Annotated in this window: 22 protein-coding genes and 1 pseudogene; 8 read left to right on the top strand and 15 right to left on the bottom strand. The window is 46.4% G+C overall.

Going from position 1 to position 21532, the window contains the following annotated elements:
- Position 1 precedes the first annotated feature (1 nt).
- The 3 genes from hutI to ACWJJX_RS05770 all read left to right on the top strand — a co-directional run bounded on the left by hutI (position 2) and on the right by ACWJJX_RS05770 (position 3699).
- Entirely contained in the window at positions 2 to 1267 is a 1266-nt protein-coding gene (hutI, locus tag ACWJJX_RS05780; RefSeq protein ID WP_454022817.1) for an imidazolonepropionase, read from the top strand.
- Positions 1260 to 2210, top strand: a complete 951-nt coding sequence (gene hutG, locus ACWJJX_RS05775; protein WP_326360605.1) for a formimidoylglutamase — start codon at positions 1260 to 1262, stop codon at positions 2208 to 2210. Before hutI ends, hutG begins: the two co-directional genes overlap by 8 nt.
- 70 nt (positions 2211 to 2280) lie before the next feature.
- Positions 2281 to 3699, top strand: a complete 1419-nt coding sequence (locus ACWJJX_RS05770; RefSeq protein WP_004393284.1) for an amino acid permease — start codon at positions 2281 to 2283, stop codon at positions 3697 to 3699.
- A 39-nt stretch (positions 3700 to 3738) separates the two neighbouring features.
- Here ACWJJX_RS05770 and ACWJJX_RS05765 read toward each other — a convergent pair whose 3' ends face one another.
- The 7 genes from ACWJJX_RS05765 to ACWJJX_RS05735 all read right to left on the bottom strand — a co-directional run bounded on the left by ACWJJX_RS05765 (position 3739) and on the right by ACWJJX_RS05735 (position 9927).
- Positions 3739 to 5040 carry a pyrimidine-nucleoside phosphorylase gene (locus tag ACWJJX_RS05765; RefSeq protein WP_004393283.1) on the bottom strand — a complete coding sequence of 434 codons (1302 nt, stop codon included), beginning with the start codon at positions 5038 to 5040 and terminating at the stop codon, positions 3739 to 3741.
- Between the two features lie 27 nt (positions 5041 to 5067).
- Entirely contained in the window at positions 5068 to 6249 is a 1182-nt protein-coding gene (locus ACWJJX_RS05760; RefSeq protein WP_004393280.1) for a NupC/NupG family nucleoside CNT transporter, read from the bottom strand.
- 92 nt (positions 6250 to 6341) lie between these two features.
- Positions 6342 to 7010, bottom strand: a complete 669-nt coding sequence (deoC, locus tag ACWJJX_RS05755; RefSeq protein WP_004393277.1) for a deoxyribose-phosphate aldolase — start codon at positions 7008 to 7010, stop codon at positions 6342 to 6344.
- Positions 7011 to 7100: 90 nt separating this feature from the next.
- A complete protein-coding gene (locus ACWJJX_RS05750) occupies positions 7101 to 8042 on the bottom strand; it encodes a sugar-binding transcriptional regulator (RefSeq protein ID WP_004393275.1) in 942 nt (313 codons plus the stop codon).
- A 70-nt stretch (positions 8043 to 8112) separates the two neighbouring features.
- Entirely contained in the window at positions 8113 to 8925 is an 813-nt protein-coding gene (gene yidA, locus ACWJJX_RS05745; RefSeq protein WP_454022816.1) for a sugar-phosphatase, read from the bottom strand.
- Positions 8926 to 8993: 68 nt separating this feature from the next.
- A complete protein-coding gene (locus ACWJJX_RS05740) occupies positions 8994 to 9518 on the bottom strand; it encodes a hypothetical protein (protein WP_014306122.1) in 525 nt (174 codons plus the stop codon).
- Entirely contained in the window at positions 9508 to 9927 is a 420-nt protein-coding gene (locus ACWJJX_RS05735) for a lipocalin family protein (RefSeq protein ID WP_060673806.1), read from the bottom strand. The genes ACWJJX_RS05740 and ACWJJX_RS05735 overlap by 11 nt, the downstream gene beginning before the upstream one ends.
- A gap of 111 nt (positions 9928 to 10038) precedes the next feature.
- Here ACWJJX_RS05735 and ACWJJX_RS05730 point away from each other — a divergent pair, with 111 nt between their 5' ends.
- Positions 10039 to 10425 (top strand): hypothetical protein, encoded by a 387-nt coding sequence (locus ACWJJX_RS05730; RefSeq protein ID WP_454022815.1) that lies wholly within the window; start codon positions 10039 to 10041, stop codon positions 10423 to 10425.
- Positions 10426 to 10585: 160 nt separating this feature from the next.
- A pseudogene (locus ACWJJX_RS05725) lies at positions 10586 to 10946 on the top strand (hypothetical protein).
- A gap of 50 nt (positions 10947 to 10996) precedes the next feature.
- Here ACWJJX_RS05725 and ACWJJX_RS05720 read toward each other — a convergent pair.
- On the bottom strand, positions 10997 to 11389 hold the full coding sequence (locus ACWJJX_RS05720) for a hypothetical protein (protein ID WP_004393261.1): 393 nt from the start codon (positions 11387 to 11389) through the stop codon (positions 10997 to 10999).
- Between the two features lie 129 nt (positions 11390 to 11518).
- Between ACWJJX_RS05720 and ACWJJX_RS05715 the strand changes: the two genes are divergently transcribed.
- Positions 11519 to 12481, top strand: a complete 963-nt coding sequence (locus ACWJJX_RS05715; RefSeq protein WP_065180350.1) for an iron-hydroxamate ABC transporter substrate-binding protein — start codon at positions 11519 to 11521, stop codon at positions 12479 to 12481.
- 40 nt (positions 12482 to 12521) lie between these two features.
- Here ACWJJX_RS05715 and ACWJJX_RS05710 read toward each other — a convergent pair whose 3' ends face one another.
- The 7 genes from ACWJJX_RS05710 to ACWJJX_RS05680 form a co-directional block, all read right to left on the bottom strand.
- Positions 12522 to 12869 carry a YxeA family protein gene (locus ACWJJX_RS05710; protein WP_101562574.1) on the bottom strand — a complete coding sequence of 116 codons (348 nt, stop codon included), beginning with the start codon at positions 12867 to 12869 and terminating at the stop codon, positions 12522 to 12524.
- 13 nt (positions 12870 to 12882) lie between these two features.
- A complete protein-coding gene (gene yxdM, locus ACWJJX_RS05705; RefSeq protein ID WP_052586924.1) occupies positions 12883 to 14751 on the bottom strand; it encodes an ABC transporter permease YxdM in 1869 nt (622 codons plus the stop codon).
- Positions 14726 to 15499, bottom strand: coding sequence for an ABC transporter ATP-binding protein YxdL (gene yxdL / locus ACWJJX_RS05700; protein ID WP_004393250.1), 774 nt, complete (start codon positions 15497 to 15499; stop codon positions 14726 to 14728). The genes yxdM and yxdL overlap by 26 nt, the downstream gene beginning before the upstream one ends.
- 144 nt (positions 15500 to 15643) lie before the next feature.
- On the bottom strand, positions 15644 to 16621 hold the full coding sequence (gene yxdK / locus ACWJJX_RS05695) for a two-component system sensor histidine kinase YxdK (RefSeq protein ID WP_454022814.1): 978 nt from the start codon (positions 16619 to 16621) through the stop codon (positions 15644 to 15646).
- Entirely contained in the window at positions 16618 to 17307 is a 690-nt protein-coding gene (yxdJ, locus tag ACWJJX_RS05690) for a two-component system response regulator YxdJ (protein ID WP_070082609.1), read from the bottom strand. The genes yxdK and yxdJ overlap by 4 nt, the downstream gene beginning before the upstream one ends.
- A 149-nt stretch (positions 17308 to 17456) precedes the next feature.
- The gene (locus ACWJJX_RS05685; RefSeq protein ID WP_165409185.1) at positions 17457 to 18896 is read right to left on the bottom strand and encodes a sensor histidine kinase; all 1440 of its coding nucleotides are present in this window, start codon (positions 18894 to 18896) and stop codon (positions 17457 to 17459) included.
- Positions 18893 to 19615, bottom strand: coding sequence for a response regulator transcription factor (locus tag ACWJJX_RS05680; protein ID WP_165409184.1), 723 nt, complete (start codon positions 19613 to 19615; stop codon positions 18893 to 18895). Before ACWJJX_RS05680 ends, ACWJJX_RS05685 begins: the two co-directional genes overlap by 4 nt.
- A 242-nt stretch (positions 19616 to 19857) precedes the next feature.
- On the opposite strand from ACWJJX_RS05680, the gene ACWJJX_RS05675 reads away from it, so the two are divergent.
- Both ACWJJX_RS05675 and ACWJJX_RS05670 read left to right on the top strand, forming a co-directional pair.
- Positions 19858 to 20769, top strand: coding sequence for an ABC transporter ATP-binding protein (locus tag ACWJJX_RS05675; protein WP_058906455.1), 912 nt, complete (start codon positions 19858 to 19860; stop codon positions 20767 to 20769).
- A complete protein-coding gene (locus ACWJJX_RS05670) occupies positions 20766 to 21524 on the top strand; it encodes an ABC transporter permease (protein WP_172615094.1) in 759 nt (252 codons plus the stop codon). Before ACWJJX_RS05675 ends, ACWJJX_RS05670 begins: the two co-directional genes overlap by 4 nt.
- Positions 21525 to 21532: the final 8 nt, after the last annotated feature.

Genomic DNA, 21532 nt, shown 5'->3' with positions numbered 1-21532 from the left:
CATGCCGAAACAAATAGATACCATACTCACCAACATCGGCCAGCTGCTGACGATGGAATCCGGCGGCCCCCGATCCGGCGGGAGCATGCAGGATCTTCATGTCACGGAAAATGCCGTCATCGGCGTTCACGACGGGCGCATTGTTTTTGCCGGACATCAAGGAGCGGAGAAAGGATACGAGGCAAGAGACATTATCGACTGCGGGGGACGGCTCGTCACCCCCGGCCTCGTCGATCCCCATACCCATCTTGTATTCGGAGGGTCCCGCGAAAAAGAACTGAATTTAAAAATTCAGGGCATGTCTTATTTGGATATTCTGGCGCAAGGCGGCGGTATTTTGTCAACGGTCAAAGACACGAAAGCCGCTTCCGAAGAAGAACTGATTGAAAAAGGGCTTTTTCACCTCGGACGCATGCTGTCATACGGCATCACAACCGCGGAAGTAAAAAGCGGGTACGGACTCGACAAAGACACGGAGCTGAAACAGCTGATCGCGGCGAAAAAACTGGGTGAGCGCCAGCCGGTCGACCTTGTCACGACCTTTATGGGAGCACACGCCATTCCGCCTGAGTACCGGAACAGCCCTGACAAATTTCTGACTCGCATGCTGCAGCTTTTGCCTGACATAAAAGAAAAAGGCCTTGCGCAATTTGCCGATATTTTCACAGAAACAGGCGTCTTTACCGTCAGCCAGTCACGGGACTACCTGAAAAAGGCGGCTGAAGCTGGTTTCGGCCTGAAAATCCATGCTGATGAGATTGACCCGCTCGGCGGCGCGGAATTGGCGGCAGAGCTGCATGCTGTTTCTGCCGATCATTTGGTGGGGGCGTCTGATGCAGGCATCGAAAAGCTTGCGGAGGCCGGAACGATCGCCGTCCTGCTGCCGGGCACGACTTTCTATCTCGGAAAACACACTTATGCGAGAGCCCGGGAGATGATTGATGCGGGCGTACGGGTCAGTTTGGCGACTGACTTCAACCCGGGCAGCTCACCGACGGAAAATCTCCAGCTCATTATGTCAATTGCCGCGCTTCATTTAAAAATGACTGCAGAAGAAATCTGGCACGCTGTCACCGTTAACGCAGCGTATGCGATCGGAAAAGGCGAAGAGGCCGGACAAATTAAAGCCGGACGGGCGGCTGACATTGTCATTTGGGAAGCGCCGAATTACATGTATATCCCGTATCATTACGGCGTCAATCATGTCCGCCGTGTTATCAAGAACGGGAAGACGGTCGTTTCAAGGGAGGGAGCCGCTCTTGGATAAGTTTCCGTTTCTGCAAAAAGCCGGCTCCCTCTTCAACGACCGCCATGTGACAAGGATCGGCGATGTGACGGAAGCGTGGGCGGGACAAACGATCAAAGGGCCGGCTTTGATCGGCGTTCCGCTTTCTAAGTCGTCAATCAGCCATTCCGGCGCCTGCTTTGCACCCGGTGCGATCCGCCGGGCGCTCGGCGGCATTTCCGCATATTCCGCGGAGCTGCGGGAGCATGTCATTGACCATCTGTACGATATCGGCGATATTCAGATTCACGTCACGGATGTCGTCAAATCTCATGAACACATTTATCGGACCATTTATGATATTCTGACGGACCAGCCTGACTGGGTGCCCGTCATTCTCGGCGGCGACAACTCCATCAGTTATTCCACCATTAAAGCCATTGCGGAAACGAAAGGAACAACGGCCGTCTTTCAATTCGACGCCCACCACGACGTCCGCAACACAGAAGACGGAGGGCCGACAAACGGCACGCCGTTCCGCCGTCTGTTAGATGAAAACATCATAAGCGGACAAAACCTGATTCAGCTTGGAATCAGGGAGTTCAGCAACAGCTTGGCATACGAACAATATGTAAAAGAACGTCAGGCAGACGTGCATACAATGGAGATGATCCGGGAGAAAGGGCTTCTCCGAACGATACAAGACACTTTGCCGGCCGTTCAAAAAAGAGCCGACGCCATTTTTATTTCGGTTGATATGGATGTGCTGGATCAAGCTCATGCGCCCGGCTGTCCTGCGATCGGCCCCGGAGGCCTGTATACCGAGGAACTGCTTCAGGCTGTCAGGTATTTAGCCCAGGAGGCTGACATCTCGGGTATTGAGATCGTTGAGGTTGATCCGACACTTGATTTTCGCGATATGACAAGCAGGGCAGCCGCACACGTCATTTTACATGCATTGAAGGGATTTAAATTGTCACGTTAAAGTCAAATCCGGCACGCGTGCTCTCGGCTGCCGGAAGATTCTCATGCCACGCAAAAAGGGGGAGATCACGATGGATGTTGATCAAGGCGGCAATCAACTAAAGCGTACGATGAAAAGCAGGCACTTATTTATGATTTCATTGGGAGGGGTCATCGGCACGGGGCTGTTTTTGAGCACAGGGTATACATTGAGCCAGGCCGGGCCGGGCGGGACGATCGCCGCTTACCTGATCGGCGGCTTGATGATGTATCTTGTCATGCAGTGTCTCGGAGAATTGTCAGTAGCCATGCCTGTGACCGGTTCATTTCAAACGTATGCGACAACGTTTATCGGGCCGTCCACGGGTTTTATGGTCGGTATCATGTATTGGGTGAATTGGGTGGTGACGGTAGGATCGGAGTTTACAGCTTCCGGTATCCTCATGCAGCGCTGGTTTCCCCACAGCAGCGTCTGGATGTGGAGCGCGATTTTCGCGGCTCTCCTTTTTGCCGCCAATGCATTCTCCGTTAAATTGTTTGCAGAAACGGAGTTTTGGTTTTCCAGCGTCAAAATCGTTACCATCCTTTTATTTATCATCTTAGGCGGCGCCGCAATGTTCGGTTTGATTTCATTGCACGGTTCGGGTGAAGCTCCGATGCTGTCGAATTTCACCTCACACGGCGGACTGTTTCCGAACGGCTTTCTTGCGGTTTTCATCGCAATGATTTCCGTAAGCTTCGCCTTTTCAGGGACGGAGCTGATCGGAATTACAGCGGGTGAAACCGCCAATCCGGCAAAAGATATTCCGCGTTCGATCCGAAATGTCGCCTGGAGAACGGTCATCTTTTTTATCGGCGCCATTTTTGTACTGTCCGGACTGATCTCCTGGAAGGAAGCCGGTGTGATTGAAAGTCCGTTTGTCGCGGTCTTTTCCCAAATCGGAATTCCATACGCCGCAGATATCATGAACTTCGTGATTTTAACCGCTTTGCTTTCGGTCGCCAACTCCGGACTGTATGCTTCCACCCGGATGCTGTGGTCTCTTGCGAATGAAAACATGATCAGCGCCCGGTTCAAAAAAGTCACGCCGAAAGGCATTCCGCTGAATGCCCTGCTCGCCAGCATGGCCGTTTCCTGCATATCCTTGATCTCAAGCATCGCCGCCCCGGGCACGGTCTACGTAGTGCTCGTGGCAATAGCCGGATTTGCCGGCGTCGTGGTGTGGATGAGCATCGCCCTGTCTCAGCTGTTATTTCGAAAACATTATGTGAAAAACGGCGGACGCGTCGCGGATCTGACCTTCCGCACGCCGTTATACCCTCTCGTTCCGATCGCCGCTGTGATCTTATGTTTCGCTTCATGCGTAGGCCTTGCATTTGATCCCAATCAAAGAATCGCCCTCTTCTGCGGAATTCCTTGTATGATCCTGTGCTATCTCATTCGTTTTTTGAGAAAGAAACAGCCGAAACAATCCGTCCGTGACATCCATTTGGATAAAACCATGCCATAAAAAAAGGCACATACTGATGAGGTATGTGCCTTTTTTGTCTTATTCCGTAATCAGCGTATGAATCAGTTTCGGCGCTTCCGCTTTTTCTGAGATGCGGATGTTGTCATAGACTTTGGCGGTCACGTCGTCAACGTTTTCGCGGTTGGCGTAAAGAGTGACGAGCGGCTCGCCTTTTTCAACGTTGTCACCGACTTTTTTGCGGAGCATAATACCGACGGCAAGGTCGATTTCGTCCTCTTTTGTCGCACGTCCCGCGCCTAACAGCATCGCTGCGACGCCGATTTCGTCAGCGACGATTTCTGAAACGACACCCGCTTCTTTCGCCGGAACGTCAATTTTGTACGCCGCTTGCGGAAGTTTGGACGGTTCGTCAACGACGGAAGCGTCTCCTCCCTGATTGCTCAGGAACTCTTTGAACTTTTCAAGCGCTTTGCCGTTTTTCATGACTTCCTGAAGCTTCGTTCTCGCTTCTTCCAATGTCTCAGCTTTTTTCGCCAATACGACCATTTGGCTGCCGAGCGTGAGGACGAGTTCGTTTAAGTCTTCAGGCCCTTCCCCTCTTAACGTATCAATGGCTTCTTGTACTTCCAGGGCATTCCCGATCGCAAAACCGAGCGGCTGCGACATGTCAGAAATCACGGCCATCGTCTGGCGGCCGACGTTGTTTCCGATGCGGACCATTGCTTTGGCGAGGTTCACGGCGTCTTCATCCGTTTTCATAAACGCACCGGCTCCCGTTTTGACGTCAAGCACGATGGCATCTGCTCCGGCGGCGATTTTTTTACTCATAATTGAGCTTGCGATCAGCGGGATGGAATTCACCGTACCCGTTACATCACGCAGCGCATACAGCTTTTTATCGGCAGGCGTCAAGTTCCCGCTTTGTCCGATGACGGCTACCTTGTCGCGGTTCACAAGCTTGATGAATTCATCTTTTGACAATTCCACGTGGAAGCCTTCGATCGCTTCCAGCTTATCAATGGTTCCCCCCGTATGGCCAAGGCCGCGGCCGGACATTTTAGCGACGGGAACGCCGAGCGCCGCGACGAGCGGAGCGAGTACGAGAGTTGTCGTGTCGCCGACCCCGCCCGTAGAGTGCTTGTCGACCTTAATGCCTTCAATGGCGGAGAGATCAATCGTTTCCCCTGAATTGACCATCGCCATTGTCAGATCGGCGCGCTCCTGATCCGTCATATCCTGAAAGTAAATCGCCATAGCAAGGGCGCTTGCCTGGTAATCAGGGATGCTTCCGTCCGTATATCCTTTTACGAAAAATTGAATTTCTTCTGTTGTCAGTTCTTTTCCATTTTGTTTTTTTACAATAAGATCTACCATTCTCATGATCTATCACCTGTCCTTCATTTATGTTCAGTGAATCAATCCGACGATCGCTGCTGTCAGGAAGCTGACGAGCGTTGCGCCGTACAGCAGCTTCAGCCCGAACCGCGCGACGACGTTTCCTTGTTTTTCATGCAGCCCTTTCACCGCACCGGTAATGATCCCGATAGAGGAGAAATTCGCGAATGAGACAAGGAATACAGATACCACTGCCTGTGTATGCGCGCTGAAATGGAAATCGCCGGATGAAAGCGTCTGCATCGCCACAAATTCATTCGATACCATTTTCGTCGCCATAATGCTTCCGGCGCTCACCGCTTCATTCCACGGAATACCGGTTAAAAACGCAAACGGCGCGAATACATATCCGAGCAGCGCCTGGAATGTAATGCCGAAGACCGCGTTAAAAACGCCGTTGACCAGGGCAATGAGTGCGACAAATCCGATCAGCATCGCCGCTACGACAACGGCGACTCTGAATCCATCCATTATATACTCACCGAGCACTTCAAAAAAGGATTGCTTTTCTTCTTCAGGAACGACGATCAAATCCTCTTCTTTGCTGACGGTGTACGGGTTGATGATAGAAGCGATGATAAATCCGCCGAATAAGTTCAGCACAAGCGCCGTCACGACGTATTCAGGCTTCAGCATCATCATGTAAGAACCGACGATCGACATTGAGACCGTCGACATTGCGGACGCGCAAAGCGTGTATAAGCGCTGTTCAGTAAGATAACCGAGCTGTTTTTTCAAACTGATAAAGACTTCTGATTGCCCTAAAATCGCGGATGCGACAGCGTTATAAGATTCGATTTTCCCCATTCCGTTCACCTTGCTTAACGCAAGACCGATATACTTCGTGATGAAGGGGAGGACCTTCCAATGCTGCAGAATTCCGATTAAAGCAGATATAAAAACGATCGGCAGAAGCACGCTCATGAAGAACGTCGTCTGTTTCGCATTCACAAGCCCGCCGAATACAAAGTTAATCCCTTCTGATGCATATTCCAGCAAGTAGTTAAATCCTTTTGCAAAACCGCCGACAAGAAAATTCCCGATACCGGTGTTGAGGAGAATATAACCGAGAATCAGCTGCAGCACGAGCATGACGGCGATCGGCCGGATTCTGATTCTTTTTTTGCCGTTGCTGGCAAGCCAGGCAAGACCTAAAAACACAATGATTCCGATAATTCCGATGAGATACTTCATATGTGTTCTCCTTTTATTTGTATTCGCTTACAATTTTTTATGCATCAACAAAGAAAGAGGATGGCGGAAGCTTTCGGCTTCCGCACTGCTGATTAATAGTCGCTGCTGCCGCTGTCTCCGCCGCTCACGATAGAGACGCCCGCACTTGCGCCGATCCGGCTCGCGCCCGCAGCGATCATGCTGTCAACATCAGCTTTTGTTCTGATGCCGCCTGATGCTTTGACCCCGATGTCCGGTCCGACTGTTTTTCTCATGAGAGCGATATCTTCAGCCGTTGCCCCGCCTGTAGAAAAACCGGTAGACGTTTTGACGAAATCGGCGCCTGCGGATACCGCCAAGCGGCATGCACGCTCTTTTTCTTCATCTGTCAAAAGGCATGTTTCGATGATCACTTTGACGAGCGCTTTTTTATCAGCTGCTTCAACTACCGCGCGGATATCAGCTTCAACCGCTTCATCATCGCCGTCTTTTAATGCGCCGATATTGATGACCATGTCCACCTCAGTGGCTCCTTTTGAGATGGCATCCTTCGTTTCAAATGCTTTTGTTTCCGATGTCGTTGCGCCGAGAGGAAATCCGATAACGGTGCAAACGTCAACTCCCGTGCCCTTCAGTTCCTCCGCTGCGAGTTTGACCCAAGTCGGGTTCACACAAACGGAAGCGAATTTATATTCTTTTGCTTCTTTTATCAGTTGTAAAATATCCGCTTTTTGTGTATGCGGTTTCAAAGCAGTATGGTCTATTTGACTTGCAATTGACATTGTATGCACTTCCTTTTTCCTAGGATACGTTTAGAATAACCGAATTTTGAACATATGTAAATTGGTAATTGAAATTATGTTCATGAATTGTCACAATTCTTGAATGAGTTTTTTGGCCGTATGCTGATCGGTAATCAAAACGTTGGCGTACTTTCCTTTCAGGGCACCGTGAATGGCCTTGCATTTTCTGCTGCCGCCCGCCACCAGAATCGAACGCTCTTTCATTTTCAAGTCGCTGAGCTCAACTCCGATCGTCCTGCCGTTAATGCTGCTGCTGCAAATCCTGCCTTCCTCGTCAAAAAAGCGCGAACAAATATCGCCGACTCCGCGTGCTTTCAGCAATTGTTTCTCTTCTTCCCGGAAATAGCCGAGTCTGAAAAGCAGCGCCTCATCCCGGACGGTTCCGACCGTAAACAGGGCGATATTGGCTTGTCTGCCCATTTCAATGATCCGCTTAATATGTCTGTCCCGCTCGACCATCTGTTTCACATCGGCGCTGTCAAATATAACCGGCAGCGGCAAATACCTCGGCATGGTCTGAAATGCTTCGGCGAACAGCTGAATCGTTTCTGACGAATACGTATTGACATTGGAATGACTGATGCCGCCTTTCAGCTGCACGACTTCAACGCTCTTTACCTGCTTCGGCTCCATGCGACTTGCGATCTGGTACATCGTCGTCCCCCAGCTTACGCCGAGTATATCGCCGTCCTTTACGGTTTTATGCATATAGTCTGCGCCATAGCGGCTTAAGTAATGTGTAATGGCCTGGTAATCGTCGCTTGGAGAAAAGACGACGTGCGCCTCAAGCAGCCCGTATTTTTCTTCCAGCTTTGCGCCGAGTTCGTCCAGATCCTCAAACGGGTCCATGACGCGAATTTGCACATACCCTTTTTCCTTTGCGTACTGAAGCAGCCTTGAAACGGTGGGGCGTGACAGATTAAGCCGTTCGGCGATCTGCTGCTGGCTGTAATCTGATTGATAATATAGTTTTGCCGCTTCTATGCTGAGCTGCTGTTTTTCACGATCCATGTCGCGCCTCCCCTCTCCGCTTATCATATCACCAAAACACGCGGTAAAAAAGCACCCTCTGATGGGGTGCCTATTTTTTCAGCACAAGCTCCTGAATCGCATGCGCCACGCCGTGTTCGTTATTTGATTTCGTTTCTAAATCAGCAATCTCCCTTACTTCCGGGATGGCATTGGCCATTGCCACACCGCAGCCGGCCCACTGAATCATGGACATGTCGTTGCCGTTATCGCCGATTGCCATGACGTCTTTCTGTTCAATGCCGAGTTTTTCGGCCAGCAGCTTGACCGCGTTTCCTTTACTGACTTTCGGGTGAAGAATCTCATGGAAGAATGGCGCGCTTTTGACCATTGTGTATGTTTCCCTGAATGATTCCGGAATGGAAGCGATCGCTTTCTCCAGCTTGTCCGGATCGTCAATGAACATGACTTTCGGAATCAGAATATCCTTCGGCACTTCATCGATCGTGCGGAAATGAAGCGGCACTTTCGTGATATATGATTCGTAAACCGTGTATTCACTGATATCCCGGTTCGGCGTGTACAGATTGGCTGTGTCAAAGTAATGCATCGGGGTATCCAGCTGTAAGCTCAGCTCGTAAAGCGACTCCAAATCTTCAAAGCCTAATGACTGCTCGGCCACGACACCGTTTGTATACGTATTTTGGACGAGTGCGCCGTTATAGGCAATCACAAAGTCGCCTTCTTCCTGTAAATTCAGCTCTTCCAAATACCGACGCACGCCGCCGATCGGCCGTCCCGTGCACAGGACGATATTGACCCCTTCCGCTTTGGCGGCATCAAGCGCCCCGCGGACTTCAGCCGTCACTTCATGATGATCGTTTAATAGTGTTCCGTCCATATCTATTGCGATTAACTTGTACATCCTGCATCTCCTTTGTATCCTTTTCTGCTTATGCTTTCATCATATCGTTTTTTCGTTTCAATGAAAAATCAAACGGACAAGTTTCTCCGCCTTCTCTTCGTATACCGGGCCTGCCTCCGGATGCGGGGCCGTCTTTTCCCCTTGTCAGCTTGTTCGCCGCCGTCATCTGTTTTCTGCTTCAAGAGCATCAGCCCCGCCGCAAAGAAAGGGACGGCCGCTATGTCCAGAAGGGCAAGCTTTATTCCCATCGCTGCGGGAAAGTATGCCCATAATGAACGGCTGTTCCGCCTGATCATGATATAAGAAACGATTTCCAGCAGGATAAACAGAGCGTTCACCCATAAGTAAATGAGCATCGCCGCAAACAGAAACAGCAGGAGCGTATTCCGCAGCGTGCCGGAAAACAGAAGAGCGCGCATCATATCAAAGAATGAAAAAGACTGCATGCTGCCGTTGACGACATTGGGATTATAAATGGTAAAACGCCCGAACTGATCAAAAAGCATAAAAAATAACCATAACAGTGAAAACCATTGAATGATATGTACGATGACACCCGTCAAAACGAGTCTGTCGGCAGCCTTATTTCTCATGTGCATCCTCCCCGCCGGTTTTTATTCTTGTCATTGTCTTTGTTTCTCCGTATATCTTCCAAATGAGCGTATCGTTTTTTCCTCTTTTCAACGTGCTTTTGACGGGGTGCGGATGTCCGAGGTATTCAATCTCGATCGTTCCGTCCGTGTTTTGTGAGATCACCTTGTAAACATCTGAGGGCATGGGAACCTCGCCGCGGCCTTTAATGACCTGCTTTGTCAGCACGCTGTCTTTCGTAAACGTGACGGTTTCAGATCTGACCCCGTCCATCGGGCCCGGTTTCAGCCCCGCATCCCATGTCCCGTAATAAAAAGGGGGTTCGTCTGCTTTCTTTTGCGAGCAGCCTGTTATCATGACGCATCCGATAACAAGAACCGTCATGATGAAAATCCGTATGTTCCGCAACATGATCACCTTCTTTTGAAGCTTTTTTTACGCCTGTAAGTTAGGCGGATGCCGTGGCACTGTGCAATTGACTACATAGTGTATAAAGACTTCACTAGATAAGGAGAATGATGAATGAACCCATATCAGTACTACACCCCATCTGCCTATTTCCCTCAGCAGCAGGAATACGAAGTGAGCCCCGTTGAGTATGAGCCGTATCAGCAGCAGGAAAGCTATTATTATGCGCCCCCTCAGTCTGAAGAGCGGCAGCCGACGGCTTTAGAACGGAGAGTCGCCCAGCTTGAAAGACAAAACGCCCAGCAAACGAGAGAGCTCACCCGCCTCTCACAAGAAGACCAGCGCCAAAACCGGGAAATCACGCGTATGAATGAGCAGATCAGACGGCTGAGCCAGTCCATTGAAATCCATACCCGCCGCTTAAACCGTTTGAATCAGCGCCTTCGCGCAGTCGAAAACAGACTCAATATTCCTTTTCAGGCTACAGAAGGCGGCTTCTGAGAAAAAGGGCCGGAATACAAAGCTCGACAGGCCATCCCGAGCCTTGTATTCCGCTCTGTACATAACAGGTAAATATTTGAATCCCCTTCTTGCATGAATGCCTCTCCTATTCTTTCACATGATAAATGTGTAAAATCAATCCCTTCAGGAGGTCTTCATGATGTATCAAAACCAATACAGCGGAAATCAGCTGCAGCAATGCCGCCAAACAGCACAGCAGCTTATTCAGCAGACACAGCAAAGCAGTCAGCAGTACAAGCAAATGCTCCAGCAGGAACAGCAAAACATTCAAATGCTTCAGCAGATGCTTAACCATGAACAGCATGCCGTTCATACCATTCAGCAAGCGCTGCAGGGGCATGAAGCGGCCATTCAGAAATGCCAGCAAATCGTGAATATGCAATCAGCTTCAACAGGAAGTAAGCGGACACATGCCTGCACCGATGGCAAACGCTAATGTTTCTTCATTCCCGCAAACACAGCATCACACACCGTTTCAGCAGCATTCATACCAGCAATAGGCCGGTCATGCAGATGACAAAGCGCGAGATACCGGCTTTGTCATTTGTTTTTATCTCTGTTTTGTCAGATCAATGCGTTGAGCGGGTTTTCCGCCGAATTTTTCCTCCGCCTCATGCCTTACCGCTTCAAACGCTCTTGCTTCGACGTTTTGTTTAAACACATCAAGCTGTATTAAATAAGCCGCCCGCACTTTCAGCCCGTGGATGATGGAGATGACCCATAAAGGCAGCACGATATACACGCCCGGCGTGCTCGGCAGCACAAAAGCAATTGCTAAAATAATAAAATAGATAAGTCCGTATTTCAGCCATTTTTTGTTCTTGGCCCGGTAGCCGATATAGAAAAAGGCCAAGAAAGCGGTCAGCCCAAACGGCGCGAAAGTCAGCAGCAGCCACCAGCTGTGCAGCACTTCCCACCAAGTCCCTCTTTTCGTAATCAACATTCATTCCTCCTCCTTTACTACTATAACATGGATAATCAAGGAAGGTTTTCTATAAAAAACATAGACGGAATGACGTCTTCCTGCTATATTAATAATGATAATCATTATCACCGAAATAGGGGGATCATTATGAAGAAACAATCATGGCTGATCGGCCTGGCACTTCTGCTTGTTTTCGCATTAAGCGCTTGCAGCGGCGCGAAGGAAAACAACGGATCGGCATCAGGCAAAGGAAAGACAGACATGCGTACATATGAATCAACAAAAGGAAATATTGACATACCCGCACATCCGAAACGGATCGTCACTGACTTTTATGCAGGTGAGCTGCTGTCCGTTGACGCAAATGTCGTCGGGGCGGGCTCATGGGCTTTCAAAAATCCGTTTATCAAAAAACAGCTGAAAAACACCACGGACATCGGCAATCCCGTCAATGTGGAGAAAGTGATGCAGCTGAAGCCTGATTTAATCGTGCTGATGAAGGATGACCAATACGAGAAACTATCGAAAATCGCACCGACGATTGTCATTCCTTTTAACACCGCAAAGAATACGAAAGATACGGTCAGCCTATTCGGCGACATTGCCGGGGCGAAGGATAAAGCCAAAAGCTTTATGGCAGACTTCAACAAAAAGGCCGAAGCCGATCAAAAGCGCCTCAAAAACGTGATCGGCAAAGACGAGACAGTCGGCCTTTATGAAACGACAGATAAAGGCGAAATCTGGATTTTCAATGACAATTCCGGCCGCGGCGGCCAAGCCGTTTATAACGCGCTCGGATTGAAAGCGCCGGCCAAAATCGAAAAAGACATCATGAAAACGGGCGCCATGAAACAGGTTTCCCAAGAGGTCATTCCCCAATATGCGGCTGATTATATGTTCATTACCGATTACAATCCGAATGGAGAAAGCAAAACATTTGAGCGTCTGAAAGATTCGTCCGTTTGGAAAAATCTCGATGCCGTAAAGAACAATCGTGTCTTTATCAACGATTTCAACACCTTCTATCCGTATGACCCGATTGCCGTCAGCAAACAGATGGATATCATCACCGACATGCTGATCAAACGGGCTGAAGAAAATAAAAAGTAAAAAAAGCGGCACAGTCATGACACTGTGCCGTTTTTCATGTTCACTTTAATTTTGACTGTACGGAGCCCGGCATATCTTCAAATCTGACTTCTTCCCAGGTCTCGACATACTTTCCTTTCGCCTTCACCTTCAAATACGCGTTCTTCCGAAGGTCTTTCCCGGCGAAAAAGGTCACTTCTTCTTTTTTCCCGGATGCGTTATATCCGTCTAATGTATACTCAGTACCGCCCGGGCTAAGATGTTTGCCATCTCGATCAATCTGTACATAAACATCTTGCTGGTGAATAAACGGATTAAATCTGTCTGTAACATCATTATGAAAAAAGAGAAGTCCGCATATGACGGCAGCGGCCGCCAAGACGGCCAGGATTGCCAATGCTTTTTTCATCTGTGCACTCCCCTTACTTGTTCATTTTTTTCAAATAGCTTGTCCGCACCGCGAGGAAGAACAGAAGCTGAAAGATGAAAAACCCTCCGATGGTCAGACTGAGCGGCCCCGCTACATCGGAATAGCCTTCCACCGCCAATGTTCTCAAAGCAAACAGCGTATGCATGACGGCAATGACGAAAGGAAAGAAAAAGAGAATCGCCAATTGTATCGTCACGCTTTGTGCCATTTCACGCTCACTCAGACCGATTTTGGCCAATGAACGGTAGCGCTCCCGGTCCTCATCTAAATCGGTGAACAGCCTGAAATATAAGAAACTCGCTGCCGCGACAAAGAAAACGATCGCGATAAACAGGCCGATGAATAAACTCAGGCTCGGCAGCTGCACCGTATCATAGTACGTCCCGGCTTTTGCCATAAAATCAGAATGCACGTCGATATAGTTGCCGTAAATCTCATTTTTCAAGGATTGGCTGATCCCAAGACTGTCTTTCCAATGATCATAGCTGTAGCCGTATAATGACGCTTTCTCACCGAGTGATTTCAGCTGATCAAAGGTTTGATCGTTCACCGCGATGATGGCATTCAATGAAATCAGCGGTTTTTTGACTTCTTTTACCGTCAGTTTTTGGTCAGACGGCTTGCCTTTTTGGTTCAGCAGCTTCAGCTGATCCGGCGCGTCGTTTTTGAAATTGCGGTCATACGTGCCCGGGAAATAGACAGCCTCATTATGTTTCAGGCCGTTCAGCTTAACATGGAAGTATGTTGATACATCCGATTCGCTGATCATATAAACAGGGGGAACAGTTTCTCCTTCCTGATAGCGAACATAGGAAACATTTATTTTGTCTTTCTTATACGTAAAGCCGTGTGTTTTCAGTTCATGGTCAATATCTTTCAAATGAGTCTGTTCTTTCGGGTTATTGCTGAAAGATAAATACTCCATCTCATAGGCGGACTCTTCCGCCCCGACGGTCGATTTGTACATCGCGAGCACGCCCGTCGCCGTAAAGGCAACCGCGGAAATAATACTGACGATAAAGAACAGGCGGGCGTTGTCTTTTAAACGATAGACAAGGTCAGAAACCCAAATAACATTTTTCCCGCGCAGATAAAAGGTTTTCCACTTCTTCAGCGCGCGCAGAATCCAGATGCTGCTTTGGCTGAAAAAGAAATACGTGCCGATGACGGTAAGCAGTAAAATGATGAACGGCTCGGTCCCGTGGACATTGCCTTTCAGAACCATGCCGTACCCGCCGCACAGGCAGGCGATGCCGAATAAGGACAGAAGCACGGACGGCTTCGGCTCCGGCTTGATCTTGTCAGTGCCCTTTATTAATTTGATCACCGTATTTGATCTGACAAAAAGGATCGTGAACTGCGATAAAAGGAAAAATAAGAGCAGAAATCCGCCGGCCGTAATGCCGAGCGCTTTCCAAGGCATGTACAGAGGCAGCGCGTCCATTTCTAAAATATAAGCGCCGACCGTAAAGAACGTTTTCGAAAAAATGAAGCCTCCGATAATCCCCGCTGCGATCGACATGACGCCGATGATCATGTTTTCCGCCGTAATGAGCTTTCTCAGCTGCACCGGCGTAATACCCTGCATCAGCAGAATACCGAATTCTTTATTTCTCGATTTCAAAAATGCGTTAACCGAATACAGAACAAATAAGAAAGAAAAAACAAAGATCATCCATTCCGCGGCGGTTAAGCCTTTTTTGGCGATGTTATTCAGGTAGCCTTCCTTTAGTGCCGGATGAAACAGGAACATCGCAAAGGTAAAGAAAATCAAAACGGAAAAGGCGCTGCTCAAGAAGAATGCAAGATAGGCCCTTTTGTTTCTCGTGACGTTTTTATAAGCGAACTGAAGAAAGGTCATTTGCGTTTCCCCCCAGCATAGACAGCACATCAAGAATCTGCTCATAAAAGACTTGGCGGTTTTCCCCGCGGTAAATCTCATTAAACAGTTCGCCGTCTTTTATAAAGATGACGCGGCGGCAGTAGCTTGCCGCAACCGGATCGTGGGTCACCATCAAAGCCGTGACATGATCATCCTGATTCAGGCTCTGCATCGTTTCCATGACATCTTTTGACGCTTTGGAATCAAGGTTTCCCGTCGGTTCATCGGCCAGAATAAGTGACGGCTTATGAATGACCGCTCTTGCGATGGCGGCCCGCTGGCGCTGTCCGCCGGATACTTCAAACGTCCGTTTATTGAGCAGGTCTTCGATTCCGAGCTTTTTCGCGATGCCGTGCAGTTTTTCTTCCATGACAGACGGCGCTTCTTTTTCAAGCGTTAACGGCAGCATGATATTTTCACCGATTGTCAGCGTGTCCAGAAGGTTGAAATCCTGAAACACAAATCCGAGCTGCTTGCGGCGGAAATGAGCGAGCTTTGTCCGCTTCAGCCGGTGCGGGTTTTCTCCGTGAATCAGGATATCGCCTGAATCCGGCCGGTCGATCGTTGAAATGATATTCAAAAGCGTTGTTTTTCCGGAGCCGGACGGTCCCATCACCGCCGTGAACCCGCCTTCTTCTATTGAAAATGAAATTTGTTTTAAAGCTTGATAGGATACTTGTCCTTTATAGGTTTTATTTATATGTTTGACTTCAAGCATATTCGCCATGAGAATCCTCCTTATGGTTTTATTCTTGTTGATCTGGGCTGCTTTCATGTAGTGCCGGGGCATTCAGCATAAAAAATCCCCTTGACGTAAATCCATGTTATCAAGGGGAAACAGAATGAGCTATGTGGTTTTCTTAACGCAGTCTTACATTTTTGTAAGAAATGAAAATCGGACCGATGTCCCTTCACCGGGGGACGAGCTGATGTCCACCGTATGATTGAGCTTGCCCGTAATTTCTTTGACGAGATGGAGGCCGATTCCCGTAGATTCTTGGAAACGCCGCCCGTTTTCGCCGGTGTAATAAGGGTCAAACACCCGCTTGATATCTTGCGAGGGAATGCCGACACCGTAATCTTTGACTTCAAGCACCGTCCTGTCTTCATCGCGGAAGACATTCAGCTCCAGTCTGTCACACTTTTGTGCCGAATATTTGACCGCATTTGTGACGACTTGGCCGATCGCAAATTTGAGCCATTTGGCATCGGTGTAAATCTGATGATCATCGCGAATATCCATTTTCGGATAGACGCGGTATTGAATAAAAAATCGTTTATAGCTTTGAATGACCGATTGGAGAAGCTCTGATAAGGAAACCGCTTCGACTTTAAAATCCCGCTCAAACAGGTCAAGCCTTGATGAATAAAGGAGCGTCTCCAGCCCGAATTCAATCTGCCGGACCTCTTTTTTGATTTGTTCAAAGACGGGCTCATCCTCTTCCTGAATGATTAAATTAATGACCGACAGCGGCGTTTTTACTTGGTGCACCCATTGATTCATATACGTCACCCGCGCGTCGAGCTTGGCTTCGGTCTCGTAGAGCTTCTGGTGCTGCAGCCGGGTCAGCTCCATCTGCTTTTCATACAGCTCTGAACAGAACACTGAAGAACCGAGATACGGGATGTCCGTCCCTTCCTGCTCCGAGCTGAGCCAATGATACACACCGCGGTCTTTGTACCAGCGATAGGCAAGATACCCCGCCAAAATAAGAAGCTGCACGCCCAATATGTAAAACAGGTGGGAAAAAGAATGGAGACCCGCAAACCAGTAATAAAAGAAGACAAACAGCCCTTGAAGGAGAAAAAGCAGAATCAGCACGGCTTGAGACCGGAGAAACAGCTTCATGACAGCGCCCTCAGCTGGTAGCCTTCGCCCCGCACCGATTCAATGGAAACAGGCGCGTTCAGCTCCCGCAGTTTTTTTCTGAGCCGCGTGATATACACGTTAAGCGTATTATCATCGACGAAAATGTCGGTGTCCCACGTTTTTTCCATGAGCCGGTCTCTTCCCGTCACCTTTTCTCCCCGCTCCAGCAGCACTTCCAAAAGCGAGCTTTCTTTTTTAGAAAGCTCACTTTTTTCGTCCTGAAAGCGCAGTTCAAACCGTTCCACAAAGAGCTGCACACCGGCATATTCAACCACTTTCTCACCCTGCTTGGCGGCATACTCTCCGTATGCCCTGCGGATCTGGCTTTTGATTTTCGCCAGCACAATATCGTAGGAAAACGGTTTTTCGATATAATCATCTCCGCCGTTTTCAATCGCCATCACCTGATCCATTTCCCCGCTTCTGGCTGAGATGAAAATGATCGGGCTTGTAGAATGCTGGCGGATCTGGCGGCACCAATAATAGCCGTCATAAGACGGCAGGTTGATATCAAGCAGCACCACATCAGGCTTTTCCCGCAAAAAGACATCAAGAACAGCCGTGAAATCCGCAGCGGCCACGGTTTGATATCCGTATTTTTCAAGGTAATTCTGCAATAGTCCGCGAATGTCTTCACTATCTTCCACAATCATGATTTTATTCATGCAACCATCCTCCAAAAGGATACGGCTTTTCGGAGCCATCATTATTTGATGCCCCCATCATAATGCTTTCATCGCTTCTCTGCAACATGAGAAAGCGGGCCTTTATAAAAGACCCGCTTCACCCTTTCTCAACGTAAGATAGATTATTTCTAATTGACATTGTTATACTTAGATGGCGGATTCGGAAAGGTAATTTTAAATCTTGTGCCAACTCCCGGCTGACTGTATATATCAATATTTCCACCATGCGCCTTGATAATTTGCTGAGCAATAGCCATCCCTAATCCAGTCCCTGAGTTATTTGACGAAGCGCTTGTCCCTCTGAAATACCGATCAAATAAACATTCAACCGTCTCTTCGTCCATTCCTATCCCATCGTCTTCTATTATAATTTGTATTTCATTGTCATGTACCACGTCCTGATATAATATGACCTTTATTTTAGTGCCCGGAGGATTATGTTTAATACAATTAGCAATCAAGTTTTCAACTGCGCGCTTTAGGTACCTTTCATCCATATTAAAAAGTATCTTATTGTGACTGGATTCTAAAGCGAATCTCTTATTTTCTGACTCCGGTAGCAGCTTCATTTTTTCTAAAGTGTCATGAATTACTTTCACTACGTTTTTTTCTTCAAGATGGATTGGAAGCGACTCATTTTTCAATTGAAAAGTTAAGTTGAAATCTTCAATCAGCTTTTCCATATATTCGACACGTTCTTCCATTATTAAGGAAAAATCACGCACTTGCTGATTTTCCCACTCATATTCATTTGAAGATAAAAGAACCGTATATCCCTTAATAACCGAAAGAGGGGTTTTTAAATCATGTGAGACACCGGCCATCCACTCTTCTCGTGTCTTTTCCAATAATTCTCGCTCAGCCTTATTCCTTTGAAGCGTTGCGGTAAGTTCAGACAGAGCCTGCATTAATTCTTGATAGGTTTTATATCCAGATTTATTATGTCTATATTTGCTTGAATGAAACTTCCGATCATAAGGTTCTTCATATTTTTCTTTAGACAAATTCTCAATCCAAGATACAATAAACAGCAGGGGAGCACCTAGTTTTTTTCCGTAAAATATTGCAATTACAATTCCTGCCATAATAATAGAAACAATCCACAAGTTATTCACCCAATAGAAAAAAGGGTTATTTTTTTCCATCGGCTTTCCCAATACCCATGTTAAATCCTGATTGTTTTTCGTTTCGTACCACGTAGATAATTGATAACCTTTTTTGGCAGGATACATGTAATCTGATATTAATTCTCCAAGAATATAATGCTTAGGTATATTTTTAGGTTTATTAAAAGAAAAAACCTCATCTCCTTGTTCATCTAAAATTTGAATCCACATCCGATTCTCTAATAAATCTTCTTTTGCTTTCGTATTTATGGAAAATTGTTTATCTGCAACAACTGTTTGGGCAACAATTTTTTTTAAGGATAAGTGCGGCGTTTCCATTTTATTTTGACCTAAGACGAGGCTGAAAAATATGATACTGCCCACCATGAGCAGACCCCAAATAAACATGAGTAAAAAAAGTCTCGATACGAAGTAAAATGCTATCCTATTTCTCAGCTTCACAATAAATCCTCATCTATAGGCTCTGCTTCAAATATATAGCCCTGTCCTCGAACCGTTTTAATCCATCTTGGTCTGCTCGGGTCTTCCTCTAATTTTTCACGTAATCGTCTTACATGTACCATTACAGTACTATCTCCGCCATAAAACTCCCCCCATACATCTTTATAAATTTGGTGTTTACTTAAAATTTGATTGGGATGTTCACAGAAATAAATCAGAAGTTTCATTTCCTGAGCAGGGCAATCGATTCTTGTCCCGTTAACAACAAGTCTTCCGGTATTGGGATCTATTTTAAAGTATTCATAATCGTATACCTGTTTTAGAGGGTAAGAAGAAGAGAGCTGAGTCGTTCTCTTTAATTGGGCTTTTACACGAGCTACGATTTCCAGTGGATTAAATGGTTTAGTAATATAGTCATCTCCCCCAAAACTAAACCCTTGCAATTTATCTAAATCTGTTGTTTTTGCTGTTAAGAAGAGTATCGGCACATTTGTATGGGAGCGTATTTTGCTGCATAAGGTGAAGCCATCAGTGTCCGGAAGCATGACATCTAATAAAATAATATTTGGAAGTTCCTGATCGATTTTCAGAAGGGTTTCGCTCCCTGTCATAGCTGTGGAAATATTGCTGAAACCTTCCTTTTCAAAGCAAGTTATTAATAAGTTTAAGATATGTTCGTCATCATCCACCATGAGGATTTTGTTCTCTTCTAAAGTCATAAGTTATCCTCCTTTTTATTTCTTATTTTATATGAGATCAAGGACATAAAGGTCAGAAAAGGAAAGAATTTAACTTTCGTTAAGGGTTCAGAATATTCTTTTAATATTTTAACCTTGATATTCAGGGATCAATATAACTACATACAGAAAATAAACAATGGATGTCGTTAAGTGAATGTTTAGGAAGAGTTTCGTTTGTGTTTAAAGAACATCGCTTATGATAAAAGTGAGGTGAGAGACAAATGAATGATCAAATAGTGGTAACACACGATCTAACTAAAAAGTATAAAAAGCATACTTCAGTTGATGGATTAAACTTAAGGATTAGGCGCGGCGAAATTTATGGTTTTCTTGGACCGAATGGTGCTGGTAAAACAACAACCATCCGAATGTTATTAGGTTTAATTAAACCAACAAAAGGAAACATCGAAATCTTTGGCCAAAACCTAAACAAGAATCGTTTGCAGATATTGCAAAGAATCGGGTCACTGGTAGAATCTCCAACTTATTATGGTAATTTAACCGGTTACGAAAACTTAGAAGCTGTTAGGAGGTTAAGAGGGCTTCCGGAACAACGGGTCAATGAAGTATTGGAAACTGTAAGGTTATCTAAAGTAGCAAATCGACTGACTAAGGAGTATTCCCTTGGAATGAAACAACGTTTGGGAATTGCAGTTGCCCTGTTAAGCAGTCCTGATTTATTAATTCTGGATGAACCGACAAACGGTTTAGATCCATCCGGTATCCAAGAAATAAGAGAGTTAATTAAAGAATTGCCTAAATCGGGAATGAGTGTCGTTGTATCCAGCCACCTGTTGAGTGAAATAGATCAAATGGCTACTCAAGTGGGGATTATAAACAATGGGAGGATGATTTTCCAGGACTCAATTGCAAGTTTACATCAAAAACGAAAACCACTATTAAAAGTCGGTGTTAGTGACGTAATCGAAGCAAAAACAATACTAAACAGGAAAGGATTAAAGGTTGATTTACAAAAAAATTATTTGTGGCTGTCTCAAACAGAACCGGAATTTGTTTCAGAAATCAATTCCATACTTCTTCATTCAGGGCTGTCTGTATTTCGACTTGAAGAAAAGACACGATCGCTTGAGGATATTTTTTTAGAATTAACTGGTACAGAGGGAAGTCTATGAAAAAGTTATTATGGGCAGATCAATTAAAACTGAAACGTTCGTCGTTATTGATTGTAGTCTTATTGGTTCCCTTACTCATTATAGCATACGAGTTGGTGAATCTTACTTATCGATCTGAATACGTGGAAAAACAAGCTGAAATGTTCCATGCTGGGTCAATGTGGATGTATTTACTGTATGATAACAGTTTGTTATTTGGTCTAGGTTTTCCATTAGCCGCCACACTTTCTGCGTCAATAATAGCAAATATAGAGCATCAAGCAAACGGATGGAAGCAAACCCTTTCTTTTCCCGTATCTAGAATGCGAATTTATGTAAGTAAATTTATTTGCTTAGTAGTCAGTTTATTTATTTCGTCAACAATCTTCTTGCTCGGCATGGTACTGCTGGGCAAACTGGTAGGATTCGAAGGCAGTGTACCTTGGGGACTTTTGTTTGGAGATAGTTACAGCATGTTAGTTACAGTACTGCCTATAATGGCATCCCAGATATGGTTATCTATGGTGTTTAGCAACCAAGCATTCTCAATTCTTGTAGGATCAGTATCATCTATAATGGGTTTGTTTTTGGCTGCTGCTCAATCAACGAGATGGTTTCCGCTGGCTTATCCTAGTCAATCTTCGACAGTCATTCTGCAGTATGAAGGTATAGGATATAACCCAGATCTTTCATCTTACCTTTGCATTAGCCTTTTCTTAGGGATAATTATATTATTTCTAGGCTCTATTCATTTTGCTAAACGGGATGCTTTGTAAAAAGGAGG

Source organism: Bacillus sp. YH3-2-B2 (genome assembly GCF_053663335.1).
This window is presented reverse-complemented; position numbering and strand designations above follow the sequence as displayed.

Bases quoted from the DNA above. Each gene is read 5' to 3' on its own strand.
- hutI (WP_454022817.1), top strand. From the start codon at position 2: ATGCCGAAACAAATAGATACCATACTCACCAACATCGGCCAGCTGCTG.
- ACWJJX_RS05770 (WP_004393284.1), top strand. From the start codon at position 2,281: ATGGATGTTGATCAAGGCGGCAATCAACTAAAGCGTACGATGAAAAGC.
- ACWJJX_RS05765 (WP_004393283.1), bottom strand. From the start codon at position 5,040: ATGAGAATGGTAGATCTTATTGTAAAAAAACAAAATGGAAAAGAACTG.
- ACWJJX_RS05760 (WP_004393280.1), bottom strand. From the start codon at position 6,249: ATGAAGTATCTCATCGGAATTATCGGAATCATTGTGTTTTTAGGTCTT.
- deoC (WP_004393277.1), bottom strand. From the start codon at position 7,010: ATGTCAATTGCAAGTCAAATAGACCATACTGCTTTGAAACCGCATACA.
- ACWJJX_RS05750 (WP_004393275.1), bottom strand. From the start codon at position 8,042: ATGGATCGTGAAAAACAGCAGCTCAGCATAGAAGCGGCAAAACTATAT.
- yidA (WP_454022816.1), bottom strand. From the start codon at position 8,925: ATGTACAAGTTAATCGCAATAGATATGGACGGAACACTATTAAACGAT.
- ACWJJX_RS05740 (WP_014306122.1), bottom strand. From the start codon at position 9,518: ATGAGAAATAAGGCTGCCGACAGACTCGTTTTGACGGGTGTCATCGTA.
- ACWJJX_RS05735 (WP_060673806.1), bottom strand. From the start codon at position 9,927: ATGTTGCGGAACATACGGATTTTCATCATGACGGTTCTTGTTATCGGA.
- ACWJJX_RS05730 (WP_454022815.1), top strand. From the start codon at position 10,039: ATGAACCCATATCAGTACTACACCCCATCTGCCTATTTCCCTCAGCAG.
- ACWJJX_RS05720 (WP_004393261.1), bottom strand. From the start codon at position 11,389: ATGTTGATTACGAAAAGAGGGACTTGGTGGGAAGTGCTGCACAGCTGG.
- ACWJJX_RS05715 (WP_065180350.1), top strand. From the start codon at position 11,519: ATGAAGAAACAATCATGGCTGATCGGCCTGGCACTTCTGCTTGTTTTC.
- ACWJJX_RS05710 (WP_101562574.1), bottom strand. From the start codon at position 12,869: ATGAAAAAAGCATTGGCAATCCTGGCCGTCTTGGCGGCCGCTGCCGTC.
- yxdM (WP_052586924.1), bottom strand. From the start codon at position 14,751: ATGACCTTTCTTCAGTTCGCTTATAAAAACGTCACGAGAAACAAAAGG.
- yxdL (WP_004393250.1), bottom strand. From the start codon at position 15,499: ATGGCGAATATGCTTGAAGTCAAACATATAAATAAAACCTATAAAGGA.
- yxdK (WP_454022814.1), bottom strand. From the start codon at position 16,621: ATGAAGCTGTTTCTCCGGTCTCAAGCCGTGCTGATTCTGCTTTTTCTC.
- yxdJ (WP_070082609.1), bottom strand. From the start codon at position 17,307: ATGAATAAAATCATGATTGTGGAAGATAGTGAAGACATTCGCGGACTA.
- ACWJJX_RS05680 (WP_165409184.1), bottom strand. From the start codon at position 19,615: ATGACTTTAGAAGAGAACAAAATCCTCATGGTGGATGATGACGAACAT.
- ACWJJX_RS05675 (WP_058906455.1), top strand. From the start codon at position 19,858: ATGAATGATCAAATAGTGGTAACACACGATCTAACTAAAAAGTATAAA.
- ACWJJX_RS05670 (WP_172615094.1), top strand. From the start codon at position 20,766: ATGAAAAAGTTATTATGGGCAGATCAATTAAAACTGAAACGTTCGTCG.